The organism is Bacteroidota bacterium (genome assembly GCA_039821555.1).
GTDB lineage: Bacteria > Bacteroidota > Rhodothermia > Rhodothermales > Rubricoccaceae > JBCBEX01.
On record JBCBNX010000002.1, the window covers coordinates 20,014 to 33,346 of the forward strand.

Annotated in this window: 9 protein-coding genes; 3 read left to right on the forward strand and 6 right to left on the reverse strand. The window is 67.8% G+C overall.

The window, feature by feature from the left end:
* Positions 1–56: 56 nt before the first annotated feature.
* The 6 genes from AAFU51_02850 to AAFU51_02875 form a co-directional block, all read right to left on the reverse strand.
* Entirely contained in the window at positions 57–2,312 is a 2,256-nt protein-coding gene (locus AAFU51_02850; protein ID MEO1570185.1) for a TonB-dependent receptor, read from the reverse strand.
* Between the two features lie 242 nt (positions 2,313–2,554).
* Entirely contained in the window at positions 2,555–3,286 is a 732-nt protein-coding gene (locus AAFU51_02855; protein MEO1570186.1) for a SprT family zinc-dependent metalloprotease, read from the reverse strand.
* Between the two features lie 15 nt (positions 3,287–3,301).
* Entirely contained in the window at positions 3,302–6,457 is a 3,156-nt protein-coding gene (locus AAFU51_02860) for an HsdR family type I site-specific deoxyribonuclease (GenBank protein ID MEO1570187.1), read from the reverse strand.
* Positions 6,454–7,725 carry a restriction endonuclease subunit S gene (locus AAFU51_02865; GenBank protein MEO1570188.1) on the reverse strand — a complete coding sequence of 424 codons (1,272 nt, stop codon included), beginning with the start codon at positions 7,723–7,725 and terminating at the stop codon, positions 6,454–6,456. The genes AAFU51_02860 and AAFU51_02865 overlap by 4 nt, the downstream gene beginning before the upstream one ends.
* 278 nt (positions 7,726–8,003) lie before the next feature.
* Positions 8,004–9,509, reverse strand: coding sequence for a type I restriction-modification system subunit M (locus AAFU51_02870; protein ID MEO1570189.1), 1,506 nt, complete (start codon positions 9,507–9,509; stop codon positions 8,004–8,006).
* A 258-nt stretch (positions 9,510–9,767) separates the two neighbouring features.
* Positions 9,768–10,556, reverse strand: coding sequence for a hypothetical protein (locus tag AAFU51_02875; protein ID MEO1570190.1), 789 nt, complete (start codon positions 10,554–10,556; stop codon positions 9,768–9,770).
* A 198-nt stretch (positions 10,557–10,754) separates the two neighbouring features.
* Here AAFU51_02875 and AAFU51_02880 point away from each other — a divergent pair, with 198 nt between their 5' ends.
* The 3 genes from AAFU51_02880 to AAFU51_02890 all read left to right on the forward strand — a co-directional run.
* Complete coding sequence (locus AAFU51_02880; GenBank protein ID MEO1570191.1) at positions 10,755–11,576, forward strand: inositol monophosphatase family protein; 822 nt, start codon at positions 10,755–10,757, stop codon at positions 11,574–11,576.
* A 211-nt stretch (positions 11,577–11,787) separates the two neighbouring features.
* On the forward strand, positions 11,788–12,264 hold the full coding sequence (locus tag AAFU51_02885) for a response regulator (GenBank protein MEO1570192.1): 477 nt from the start codon (positions 11,788–11,790) through the stop codon (positions 12,262–12,264).
* A gap of 235 nt (positions 12,265–12,499) precedes the next feature.
* Positions 12,500–13,333, forward strand: an 834-nt coding sequence (locus AAFU51_02890) for an SDR family oxidoreductase (GenBank protein ID MEO1570193.1), incomplete at its 3' end; no start/stop codon positions are given.

Consider the following 13,333-nt stretch of genomic DNA (forward strand, 5'->3'; position numbering starts at 1 on the left):
CGAAGGGCGGGGCTGGCGTGCTGCGGTCGGATTCATCCGGCTTGCGACGCTGTCACTCATCGGCGAACGAGTTCGAGGGTGACCCCGGCGTAGACGAAGCGGTCGTAGTCAGAGCGGCGTGCGGTGCGCGTGGCGTAGTCGGCGCTGTAGTCATAGCCGAGCACGTTGCGCTGGCCGAAGGCGTTGGCGAGCGAGACGTAGAACGTGGCTCCGTGGCCGTTGCCGAAGGGCTGGTACCACGACGCGCTGAAGTCCACGCGCGAGAACGTCGGCAGGCGCTCGCTCCCGACGGGGCCTTCGACGGGCAGGAAGTAGCCCCCACCAGTCGCATTCGGGTCGGCCTGTTGGGCGTCGAGGATCGGCGTGTGCGGGCGGCCCGTGGCGAGCCGCAGCGTCGTGCCGACGGTGAGGAAGCGCCACATGCGCACCTTGCCGACGGCGGTCAGGTGGTGCGTCACGTCGAACGGGGCGGGGCCGTCGTCGAGTGTGGCGGTGTCGCCCTGCCAGCGCGTCTGCGTGCGCTCGGAGCGGAGGAGGCTGTAGGAGAGCCAGCCGTTGAAGCGCGTCCGGAGGAAGGCCCCGTACTGCGCGAACACGTCGATGCCGCGCGCAAGGCCGGTGCCGTCGTTCGCCCAGCGCGTGCCGAACTCGCTATTCGCATCCGGCACGCGGACGAGGAGGTTATCGTACTGCTTCCAGTAGCCCTCGACGCGCAACCGCAGGTGCTTGCGCTCGTATTCGCCCCCAGCGATGAGGTGGACGGCTTGCTGCGCGCCGAGGTCGGCGCTGCCGCCTGAGTTGCTATCGAACTGCTCGGGCGATGGAAACTGGCTGTAGCGCCCACCGGCGACATGGAGGTGCGCGTCTTCGGTGAGTTGAAGCCGCAGCGCCGCGCGCGGGTCGAGGACGGCCTGCTGCGCCTCAGTGTGGTAGTCCGTGCGCAGCCCGACGTTGGCGAAGAGGCGGCGGCTCAGTTGTGCCTCGGCGAGGGCGTAGCCGCCGGTGCGTACCGCGTTGGCCCGCTCGTCGATGGACATCGTCGCGGCGTCCGGATCGAGGACGTCGCTCTCGGTCGGGATCGCACCGCGGAAGCGGCCGGCGAAGCGACGCACCTCAGCACCGGTCGCCACGCGCAGCTTGTCAGTGACACTGCGCTCGGCGTCGAAGCGCCCGCCGAGGACGGTGTCGTCGGTGGCGAGGTCGAGGTTGCCGAGCGAACTCGCGCTCGTGAACGTCGTCGCGGAGAGGCTGCCCTGGAGGAACCAGTCGCCGAAGACGTCCTGCCAGCGGAGCACGTTGAGCAGGTTCTCCTCGGTGGCGCGGTAGACGCCGTCGAACGACGGCTGCGGCGTGCGCGCGCCGACGCGGTTCTCGGTGCGGTAGCTGAAGAACTTGACGACACCGCTCGGGCGGTAGCGGTACGCCACGCTGAGGTTGGTGTCGTACGCGCCCGGCGTCTCCTCAAAGTCGTTGTCGAGGCGGTTGACGGCCATGAGCAGGCCCGTCGCGGAGCGGTTGCCGGAGAAGCGGACGCCGAGCTTGCCGTCGAGCAACCGCGCGTTGACGCCGAGCGCCGCGCCGGCCAGCCCCGCGTTGAGCGTCACCGACGACTGCTGCGGCTCATCCAGCGTTTCGAGCGCGACGACGCCGGAGAGCGCGTCGCCGTGGCGTGCCGAGAAGCCGCCAGCGGAGAAGTAGGTGTCCTTCAGGAAGAACGGCGGGATCGTCCCGAAGATGCCGCCCGTGGCCGACTCGTAGCGGTAGGGGTGCTGGAGGACGGCCCCGTCGAGGAGGATCGCGGTCTCGCCGACATCGCCGCCGCGCACGAAGAGGCCGGAGCCTTCGTCCACCATCGTCACGCCGGGGAACGCCTGGAGCGCGCGGTAGACGTCCGCCGCCGCGCCGGGCGTGGTCACGACCTCGAGCGCCGAGAGCGTCGCCGTCGGCGCGTCACCCGCCCGGAAAGCGCTGCCCTCGATGGACACCTCACCGAGCGTCACGAGCGTCTCGCGCATCCGGAAATCGACGCGCACTGTGTCGCCCGGCACGAGCGTGACCGGCACCTCGACGGGCTCGAAGCCGATGAGGGACGCGCCCAGCGTCGCGTCGCCCTGCTGACGCGTCCCAAAGTCGAAGCGCCCCGCGTCGTCCGTCGCCGTCCCGTCGATCGTCCCGACGAGCGCCACGTTCACGAGGGGCAGCGGCATCCCCGCACCGTCGATGACCCGCCCGGTCACGACCGTTGGATCGGTTTGAGCCAACGACAACGGCGTGGCGAGGAGGGCGACGAGGAGGAGCAGTAGGGCACGCATGGCAGGACAGGCAGCAGCGGTCGAAGGATGACTCGCTAGCCCCTACTGGTGCCCGTCCCGTAGGATGCGCCGCGTTCGGTGAGCCGCGTGAGCAGTCGGTGAGCCGCAGCCGCTTCGCGGTTTGGACGTGTGGACGTTTGCATGTGTGGACGTGGGACTCGGCCGCAGAACCTCAGCGCGACCACCGACGTGAACTCACTCGACGCGAGCTAATCGGGTAGGGAATCTGGTACGACCGCGGCTCAGACAGCGCGGTGGTCGCGCTCCCAGGCTTCCAGCATCGCCTTCTGCTCGGCCCAGTCCGGGAGCGCCTGCGCCAGCGCGGCCCAGAAGTCAGGGCTGTGGTTGCGGTGCAGGAGGTGCGTCAGTTCGTGGGCGACGACGTAGTCCAGGGCTGGCATGGGAGCCTGCACGAGCCGCCAGTGGACCCGTACCACGCCGTCGCGGCCCAGCGAGCCCCAGCGGCTCTTGGAGTCCGACAGCCGGAAGCCCTCCGCCTGGACGCCCAGCCGGACCTCGTGCCGCCGCCCGAACCGACGCACGTCGCGCAGCGCGCGGGCGCGGAGCCACGCGTGGAGCGCCGACCGGATGGCTTCGAGCCGGGCCGTCCCCTCCAGGTCGGTCGGCACCGCGATGTGGAACTTGCTCCGGCAGCGCACCTCCACCGCCTCGACGTCTCGGGGCTGCACGTCGAGCATCAGCCACCGGCCTCGGTACTGGAGCTTGGCCCCCGAGGCATAGCGCTGGGTGAGCAGACGCCGGTGCTTTGCCTCGATCTCGCGGACGGCGTCGAACACCCACCGCCGCTTCCGGTGCACGTAGTCCGCCACGCTGCTGCTGCCTTCCGTCGCGGTGCCAGCGGGCACGACGACCTCCACCCGCTGCGGCGTGACCACGATGCGCTTGCGCGTCGCCCGGGCGGAGACGCGGACCTCGTAGGGGATGTCCGTGGTGCCGATGGTGAGGACAGGCATCGGGGTGTGCAGTCGTCAGGGCTTGCGGTAGTGCTGGACGGCGTAGTGCTCGACGGCCTGCGGGACCCGCTTCGCCCACCCGTCGAGCCCGAGGTCTTTCACGAGCCGCCGGACCTGCCCGCGGAGCCCTTTCTTGAGCTGCGCTTTGTCCTGCCAGTGCGGCGGCGCGGTCTCGTCGGAGGCGTAGAGCGCATCTATGGCGAGGGCGGCCTGCTCCAGCGGCGACAGCGGCGGCGTGCTCTTCTCACCGCCGACCTGGCCGGAGTCAGGGTCGTAGGGCGGCGCGTCCGGCTCGTGCGTCGTGGTGGGCGCCGCCTCCGGCGGCGGCTTGAACGCTTCCAGGATCGCGTGCAGGTCGAAGGCGGTCTTGGGGAGGCCCGAGCCGCGGTGCGCCTCGTCCTCGGCCACGACGCCCTCGGCGACCTCCTTGGCGGCGTCGAGCACGTCCTGGTCGCCCAGCAGCCCGGCGTTGAACTCGCGGATCAGCTCCTTGATGCGGTCGCTGAACTTGGCGTAGCGCGCGGGATTCTTCGCGGCGCGCTCCGTGGTCACCTTCTTCAACTCGGCCAGCTTGCGCACGGCGGCGGTCTTGAGGTCCACCGCTTCATCACCAGAGCCGCCGCCGAAGTCGTCCCAGAAGCCGGGCTCCGTGAGGCTGCGGAGCTTGCAGACCATCTTCAGCCCCGTCACCTCCAGGTGCTCGTCGAGCATGGCGCGGACCTTCTCGCTGTAGGCCTTCCAGTCGGTTTCTTCGGTCTGCTCGAAGTGGAGCGTGCCGTACGGCATGACGGCCCCGATGAACTTCAGGTCGGCCTGGTAGGGCAGCACGCGCGGGTCGGGCGCGAGCGTGGCGTACGCCTTAACGAACGTGTCCGCCGCGGCGCGGAAGACGAACCAGGCGTCCTCGGTGCGGAGGTAGGCGATGACGGCCTTCACGTCTTCCTTCACGTCGGCAGTGCGGGGGACCGATGCGATCAGGGCCAGCACGGCGCGGTGGGCGGCGCGGAGCTGGTCGTGCAGCGCCTCCTCGTCGTGCAGGGCGGCGGCCACGTCCTCGCGGCGGTACGCGGCGAGCGCCTCGTCGAGCTTCGTGGAGACGCCGATGTAGTCCACGATGAGGCCGTGGTCCTTCTGCGTGCCGTAGACCCGGTTGGTGCGGGCGATGGCCTGGAGGAGGCTGTGGTCCGTGAGCGGGTTGTCGAGGTACATCGCCTGCTCGATGGGCGCGTCGAAGCCGGTGAGCAGCTTGTTGCACACGATCACGAAGCACAGCGGGTCGTCGGGGTCCTGGAAGCGCGGGACGATCTGGGGCGTCACGTCCTCGGGCGGGACCTGGTACGTGACGAGGTCCGGATACTGCTCGCCGTCGTGCTGGCCGGGGCTGTAGACGCACACCGACATCGCGGCGGCCTTGCGCTTGGCCTTCTTCTTTTTGTAGCCCTTGGTCTTGCGGAGCGACTTCGCGATGACCTTGTCGAGCGCCTTTTTGTAGGCCACGCACGCGCGCCGGTCGATGGCGCAGATCTGGGCCTTGAAGCCGTCGGGCGCGACGCTATCTCGGTAGTGCGCCCAGATGTCCTGCGCGATGAGGTCGATGCGCGGCTGGAAGCGGGCGAGGTCGCCCTTGGTGACGCCGCGGCGCTTGAGCTCCTCGATCCGCTCGGGCGGCTCGCCCGCGAACCACTGGTCGAAGAGCACGTCGATCTCCTTGGCGTACAGGTGCCACTCGGTCATGCGGCCCTGGTAGTAGATCGGGACCGTCGCGCCGTCGTCCACGGCGTCCTGGATGCCGTACTTGTCGAGGTAGGCCTCGCCCGGGACTCCGAAATTCCTGAACGTGTCCGTGTCGCCCTTTTTGACGGGCGTGCCGGTGAAGCCGAACCGCGTGGCGTCGGGGAGGATCGCGCGGACGTAGGCCCCGAGGTCTTTCTCCTGACCACGGTGCGCCTCATCGACCATCAGGATCCAGTTCTCGGACCCGTCCACGGCGAGTTCGCGGAGCGCGGCTTGGCGCTGGGCGAGCACCCTCGACTTCAAGCGTGGATCGTCCCAGTGGAACTTGAAGATGGTCGAGAGCACCACCTTGCCCACCGACCCGGGCGTCACGGCCTTGCGCAGTTCGCGGATGCTTCTCGGCTGCGTGATGTTGGGGATGCCGACGGCCTGGAAGGTCTGCGTGATCTGCGTGTTGAGGTCGATGCGGTCGGTGAGGACAAGCAGGTTGGGGTTGGTCAGCCGCGGGCTGGTGATGCCACGGTGCAGCTTGAGCTTGAGCGCGGCGAAGACCATCGTGAGGCTCTTGCCCGAGCCCTGCGTGTGCCAGATCAGCCCCGCGCGGTGCGCGCCCTCGACCACGCGCTGCACCATCTTGTTGACGGCGCGGTACTGCTGGTAGCGGCAGACTTTCTTGACCGTCACGCCGTCGCGCGTCTCGAAGACGACGAAGTGCGCCAGGATGTCGAGGAGCCGCGACGGCTCCAGCAGCGCATACGCTCCCTGCGCCGTGGCGTCGGCGAACTCGCTAGACTTGCGCGGCCACGGGTCGCGCCAGCGGCTCCAGAACTCCTTCGGGGCCCCCGTCGCGCCGTACCTCAGGTCCACGTCGGTCGTGGCGATGTTGAGCAGGTTGGGCGCGAAGAGCCGCGGCACCTCGCGCTCCAGCGACTTCACCTGGTCGATGGTGTCGAAGATGCCCTGGCTTTTGTTCGTGGGGCTCTTGGCCTCGATGACGACGAGCGGGACGCCGTTGACGTAGACGACCACATCGGGCTTGCGGACCGTGGTGCCCTGGACGCGGAGCTGGCTCGTGACGGCGAAGTCGTTGTTGGCGACGTTGTCAAAGTCTATGAGCCGGATGGTGCGGTGGGTGTCCTCGCCGGGGACCTGGCGGGAGGTTTCGCCGCGCAGGATCTGGGTCCAGCGCTCGTTGTCGCTCAGGCCCGCGAGGTCGGCGGCGACGGCCTGGGCCGTAGCCTCGGGGATGCCGTTGATGCGGACGAGCGCGTCCACGAGGAGCGGCGTGAAGAGCACCTCGTTCTCGCGGGCGCGCAGCCGCCCCGGCTCGGCGGAGGGCGCGTGCGCGCTCGGCGGGAGGACGCGGTAGCCGTACGCGTCGCGGAGCGTGTCGAGGAGCGGCTTCTCGACGAGGGTGTACTCGGAGGGCGTGCTCATGGCGCGACGCGGACCGCGCCGGTGAGGAGGTCTTGGAGAAGCCCAGTTTTGACTTCCTGCATCAATTCCAACGACTCGGTACTCTGTCGTTCCGACGCTTCGGCAGACTGGAGCCGATCTACGATGGCATCTTGCTCATGCAGTGGAGGAACAGGAATTCGCAACTGCCTAAGCCGAGCCAGGGTGATCTCTTTGAAGGTGCTGCCCTTGGCCTCAAGCTCGCCTTGCTTCATGGTAGCGGGGCTTCGCATCACCCAAAGAAGGAAATGGGGACTCACCGAGGCAGCAGGCGACAGCCTTGCTGTGCCCTGGGTGAGGTTTGCTCCAGCGACACTAGGCGATACCAATCGTACCTCGCCAATCTTCCCTCGGAGTGCATAGATGACATCACCTACCTCAACTCTAGAGCGAGAGAATTTGGCCGCGATCTCCGGATCGGTCCGCAGCATTCCTGAGACGCTCAGTTCAGGTGCCAGCATATCCGACACGCGGACGTAGGGCACGCCATCGTCAACGTGCGGACCACACTGAACGATGCCATACGTGATCTTCTCTCGGCAGATCTCTTGGAGACGTTTGACCTCCCACGCCTCGGGAATCTCCCCAATCCTCGTCTGCTTGAACCGCGTGTGCCCGATGCCTCGGGTGAGCAGGTCTTGCAGCAGCCCCTCCTTCACGCGCCGGGTCTGCTCGATGACCGCCTCGGTCGCCTGGATGGCCTCGTCCACGGAGGCGAGGATGGCGGCGATCTTTTTCTGCTCGGGGAGCGGTGGTACGGACACTCGCAGACCCCGTAGGTCCCCGCTGTTGATCGCATCAAACGTGCTCCCCTGACCTAGCGAAGCAAGGCGCTGACTCCGCTCAGCCATCAGATAGTAGGTAAACGCTCTGTCGAGCTGAGTGCCACGGACAGCCGCTAGTCCCCTGCCGATTACACAGCGTTCGGCAGCTACGTTGAGTTCACCTACAGGAGCACGAACGCTAACGAGCACATCGCCCGGCTCTGCGACCTTGAACTCCTTCTCAATCCAGTTCTTCGCGACGGGGTGGAGATAGCCAAATTCCGCGTTGCCCTGATAAAAAGGGAGACCTCGCCCTTCCTCGTTGTACAGAGACGAGGGAGGCGATTGGCCCATAATCAACTTGGCAACCTCGCCAAGCCGTCTCGTTTCCCACCCGGCTGGAATCTCAGTCTGCATATAGCGGCGCTCAGGGGTGTTGAGTGTAGCTCCCCTCCTGGACAGGAGGGGCTGGGGGTGGTCGATCATCGCGCTCCGATGGTGCTTCGTGCCAGCGTGGGTCTACGTCCAGGCTGGCAGGGGTAGGTATTCGCACAACTTGTTCTCTTTGTCATCCTGAGCGCCGTCCGCGTAGCGGGCGAAGTCGAAGGATCTAGGTCGTATCTCCGGGTCAAGAAGGGGACTGGGTGCTGACCCGGAGATTCTTCGACTCGCTTCGCTCGCTCAGAATGACAGCCTCTCTTTGAACGCCTACTCTTGCCAACCTGTCCGGGCAAAAACGGTATCGCTGCCAACCAGCTGGAATCTCAGTCAGCATAGCCCAGCTCTCGTAGGAATCCAGCCATGCGGGTCTCGGCCTCGTCGCGCTGCGCCATGAGGGCGTGGAGGGTTGCCACCTCCGCCTTCACGTCGATGGGCGGGGGCGGCGGGTCGGTCTGCACGTAGCGCGTGAGGTTGAGGTTGTGGTCGTTGTCGCGGATCTCGTCCAGGGGCACCACGCGGCAGAAGAGGGCCTCGTCGGCGTAGCGGTGGACGGCCCCGGCCAGCCGGGCCACGTTCTCGTCGGAGAGGTTGTTCTGGTTCTTCCCCGGCACGAAGTCCTTCTCGCCGTTCACGATCAGCACCTGACCGCGCCGTTCGGGCGGCTTGGCGCGGTCGATCACCACAAGCGCCGCCGGGATGCCGGTGCCGTAGAACAGGTTCGGCCCCAGCCCCACCACGGCGTCGATGAGGTCGTCTTCGAGGAGCCCTTTGCGGATGCGGCCCTCGGCCCCGCCGCGGAAGAGGACGCCGTGCGGCACCACGACGGCCATGCGGCCCCGGGCGGAGAGCGAGGCCACCATGTGCTGGATGAACGCGAGGTCGCCGTAGGACTTCGGCGGGCAGCCGTAGGTGTCGCGCCCAAACGGGTCGCCCTTCGACCACCGCGCATGGCCCCACTTCTTGAGGCTAAACGGCGGGTTGGCGAGCACGAGGTCGAAGCGCCGGAGCGTCTTCGCGGCCGCGTCGGCGAAGTGCTTCGGGTCGAGCAGCGTGTCGCCGCGCTCCACGAACGCGTCGTCGATGTCGTGGAGGAAGAGCGACATCTTGCAGATGGCCCACGTGTTGAGGTTTTTCTCCTGGCCGAAGAGCGTGAGCGCCTTCGGGTTGAGGCCGTGGCGCTCCATGTAGTGCACGGCTTCGAGGAGCATGCCGCCCGAGCCGCACGTCGGGTCGTAGACGGTCTGGCCCTCCTCGGGCTGCAGGATCTCCACCATGATGCGCACGACCTGCTTGGGCGTGTAGAACTCGCCGCCCTTCTTGCCCGCGTCGTCGGCGAACTTGGCGATGAGGTACTCATACGCGTCGCCGAGGACGGTCGAGGGCACGTCCGCCCGGCGCATCCGGTGCTTTTCGAAGTGCTGCAGCAGCCGCTCCAGCATCGCGTCCGGGAAGCGCTGCTTGTTGGCGAAGTCGACGTCCTGGAAGACGCCCTTCAGCCGCGGGTTGGCGTCCTCGATGGCCCGGAACGACGTGTTGAGGATCGTCCCGATGTCGACCGACACCTGGCGCACGTCGGCCCAGAAGCAGCCCTCGGGGATGTGGAAGCGGTGCTCCTCGGGGTCGGCCGCGAGGTCCGCGTCGTCGTACTCGGCGAGGCGCTGCTCGTACTCCTCCTGCCACACGTCGCAGAGGCGTTTGTAGAAGAGCAGCCCGAAGATGTAGTGCTTGAAGTCGCCCGAGTCGATGGAGCCGCGGAGGAGGTCGGCGGCCCCCCAGAGGTGGCGTTCGAGTTCGGCAAGGGTGAGGGACTGGGGCTGGGTCGGGGGCATGGAGCGGTATTCGTCAGGAGGGACGTCCGAACATACCAAACCCGGCGAAGCCGCTCCGTCGCACGGCGGCTCCCCGCGTTTTGGTTGACGGTCGCTACGCTCCCGTGTCAACCAAAACTGTCCCCCTCACCCGTGAGGGGGACAGTCCGAGGAGCGGAGCGCGACAGCGCGGAGACGACGCAGGACGGGGGGAGCGCGCACAAGCGGGGGGAGCAGCACTGGCAATGCGGACGGCAGCGCCTACAGAATCGAGGCTCGTCATCCGTCGCCGAGTGGCTCGTAGGTCCGCGTCACGCGGAACCAGCGCACCTTGGTGCCCGGCGCGTCGATGCGGTTGGTGAAGGTGACGGTGCCCGGGAGCCACGCCCCTGCGCTGTCCAGCGCAAGCGTGAAGTCGAGGTCGAGGTCGGCGTCGAAGAGGACGGAGCGGTCGAAGCGGACGAGGTGCGCGGCCCGAATCAGCGCGCCGCCGTCTTCATCGCCCACAGCCTCATCGTCTACCACGAAGCGCACGCGGCGGAGGCGGCGGTCGTCGAAGCCGGGGCGGACGGCCACGTCCACCAGCGTGAGGCGCTGCCCAGCGAGGGTCGTGTCGCCGAGGGCGTAGGCGTACGACTCCTGGCCGCGCGCGGTGAGGTAGGACGGCTCGTCGGGGAGGATGCGCCCGAGCGGACTGGCGAGCCGCGCCACCAGCGTGTCAGCGTCCTCGTCCAGCGTGGCGAAGCGCGCGAAGTTGCCGAAGTCAAACGCCCCCGTCGAGTCCACGCGGACGACCTCGGGCGCGGCACCCGGCGCGATGCGGACCACCTCCGTGCGCTGCCCGAGCACCGCGCCGAGGCTGTCGAGCTGCGCTGTCTCGGTCGTGAGGCGGTAGGGCTGGCGGGCGAGGTCGGCGAACGTGCTGTCGAGCGCGGCGCGGTCGAGGCGGTCGAGCAGCGGCAGGGCCTCAGCGCGGTCGTCGGGCGGCGGCGGGGGAACGTCGTCGCGGCACCCCGCCATCAGGACAGCGAGGAGGGCGAGGACGAGCAGCGGGGCGATCAGGCGCACAGGCGAGCGGGGTGTGAGAGTCGAAGGTCGAAGGTCGAAAAGGTGCGGGGCGATCTGGGCAGCGTCAACCGCTTCGCTAACAATGTCCTCATTCTTCCGATCCGCCTCCGCTGGTCCACCCCGTGTCTGCTCTTCACGCCTTACCCTTCCCTCTTCGCTACCTACGCCCCCAACTTCCTCCTTCCAACTTCCGATCGCATGCTCGAACTCTCTCGCGACGTGGCCGTCGCCGCGGCGCTCCGGGCCGGGGCCTTCATCCGGCAGCACGCCGGCACGATCACCGCCGACCAGATCCGCGCCAAAGGCACGCACGACTTCGTGACCGTCGTGGACGAGGGGGCCGAACGGCGCATCCTTGACACGCTCCGCCGCGCCTTTCCCGACGACGCCTTCCTCGCCGAGGAGAGCACGAGCCTGGAGCACGCCGCGACCTTCGACGGCCGACGTTGGATCATCGACCCGCTCGACGGGACGACCAACTTCACGCACGGCGTCCCGCCCTACGCGGTCTCGATCGCGCTCCAGGAGGGCGACCGGGTCACCGTGGCCGTCGTCTACGAAGTCACCACGGGCGACCTCTTCACGGCGGTGCGTGGCGGCGGGGCCGAGTTGAACGGCGCGCCGATCCGCGTCTCCGAGACGGCCACGCTTGACGACAGCCTCATCGGCACGGGCTTCCCCTTCCGCGACTTCCGCTACGTGGACGGCTACCTCGCGACCATGCGGCAGTTCATGCAGGCGACGCGCGGGTTGCGCCGTCCGGGTGCTGCCGCCATCGACCTCGCGTGGGTGGCGTGCGGGCGCTACGACGGCTTCTTCGAGAGCGGCCTCAAGCCGTGGGACGTCGCCGCGGGGCTGCTGCTCGTAGAGGAAGCGGGCGGCCAGATCTCCGCGCTGCCCGGCCTCGACGCGCCGCTCGTGAGCGGAAGTGTGATCGCGAGCAACGGCGCGATCCACGACGCGATGGCAGCCCTGTGCCGACCGCTCGCCAAGGCCTATGGCCCGGTCGCAGGCGCCTAGTCGCGGCACGGCGAGGCACCACGCTAACCTGGGTATATTGAGTGATCGTTACGCCACATCCAGGTTACAGAATCTCCGACCGCAACTACGATTCGCGCCGTACAGGCCTGTCCGGCCCCAACCTGGGCGTGCCTTCGGATTTGGACCGAGAATTGAAGGCGTAGGTTATCCGCATTATTCCCACCGTCACCTCAGCTTGGCCCTCCGTCCCATGACCTCCGAGACTCCCTCGCCCTCGGCGGCCCCGGCTCCCACCACCGACGCACGCCCGACGATCCTCGTGGCAGACGACTACCCGGAGAACCGCCGCCTCCTCTACTTCTACCTCCGCGACGCCTACCGCATCCTCGAAGCCGAGAGCGCGGAGGAAGCCATCGAGACGCTCCGCAACGAGCACGTCGACCTGGCGATCATGGACCTCAACTTCCGCGACGGCATGAACGGCATGGAGGCCGCCGAGGTTGTCCGCGCCGACGATGCCCTGGCACACCTGCCGCTGCTCGCCCTCACGGCCTACGCCTACCCCGACGACCGCCGCCGCTGCCTCGAAGCAGGCTTCACGGACTACCTCTCGAAGCCGGTCTTCAAGCAGGCGATGCGCGACAAGGTCGCCGACCTGCTGAGCGACGCCGACGGCGGCGACGGCGCCTCATCCGGCGACCCCACGCTCTGGATCAGCAAGAAATAGGGCGCGTGCCCTTCGGTCCAACCCATCTCGGGCATCTCGCTACCAGGCGAGGTGCTCGTTTTTTTGTGGTCCGCGTTCTGTTGAGGGAGAAGGCGACCTCGCTGCGTCTGGGCCGTCGTCCCCTTCACGCCTCACTCTCCCCCCGGCGGCACGCCGGGGACAGCATGCACGACCGAGGACACCGTGCCTACTTTCACACATCCACACGCTTCACACGTCTACACCTCCTCGACCTATGGCTGACACCCCCGCTCACGGCCTCCTGACCAACAAAGTCGGCCTCGTCTTCGGCGCGCTCGACGAGAACTCCATCGCGTGGCACATCGCCGAGGCGATCCACCGCGAGGGCGGGCGCTTCGTGCTCTCCAACGCGCCCGTCACGAAGCGCTTCGGCTCGCTCGAAGGCCTGGCCGAGAAGACGGGCAGCCCCATCGTCTACGCCGACGCCACCAGCATGGACGACATCGCCGCCGTCTACGCGAGAGCCCAGGAGGACTTCGGCCAGCCGTGCGACTTCGTCGTGCACTCGATCGGCATGGGCCTCAACGTGCGCAAGAACCGGGCGTACACGGACCTCCACTACGACTGGTACCACAAGACGCTCGACATCTCGGCGATGTCGCTCCACCGCATCATCAAGGCCGGCATCGACGCCGAGGCGATTGCGAACGGCGCCTCGATCCTCTCCCTGAGCTACATCGCCGCGCAGCGCGTTTTCTCGAAGTACAGCGAGATGGCCGACGCGAAGGCGCTCCTGGAGAGCATCACGCGCAACTTCGGCTATTGGCTCGGCGAGCGCCGCGTGCGCATCAACACGGTCAGCCAGAGCCCGACGCGCACGACCGCCGGGCAGGGCATCAAGGGCTTCGACGCGATGTACGAGTTCGCCGACCGCATCGCGCCGCTGGGCAACGCCGACGCCGCGAGTTGCGCCGACTACTGCGTGACGCTCCTCTCCGACCTCACCCGCATGGTGACGATGCAGACGCTCTACCACGACGGCGGCTTCTCGTCGATGGGCATCTCGGACGCCTTCGTCGAAGTCTTCGCCCAGGCCCTCGACGGCGAA

Coding starts and splice junctions, on each gene's coding strand:
- AAFU51_02855 (MEO1570186.1), bottom strand. CDS start 3,286: ATGCCTGTCCTCACCATCGGCACCACGGACATCCCCTACGAGGTCCGC.
- AAFU51_02865 (MEO1570188.1), bottom strand. CDS start 7,725: ATGATCGACCACCCCCAGCCCCTCCTGTCCAGGAGGGGAGCTACACTC.
- AAFU51_02860 (MEO1570187.1), bottom strand. CDS start 6,457: ATGAGCACGCCCTCCGAGTACACCCTCGTCGAGAAGCCGCTCCTCGAC.
- AAFU51_02885 (MEO1570192.1), top strand. CDS start 11,788: ATGACCTCCGAGACTCCCTCGCCCTCGGCGGCCCCGGCTCCCACCACC.
- AAFU51_02850 (MEO1570185.1), bottom strand. CDS start 2,312: ATGCGTGCCCTACTGCTCCTCCTCGTCGCCCTCCTCGCCACGCCGTTG.
- AAFU51_02870 (MEO1570189.1), bottom strand. CDS start 9,509: ATGCCCCCGACCCAGCCCCAGTCCCTCACCCTTGCCGAACTCGAACGC.
- AAFU51_02880 (MEO1570191.1), top strand. CDS start 10,755: ATGCTCGAACTCTCTCGCGACGTGGCCGTCGCCGCGGCGCTCCGGGCC.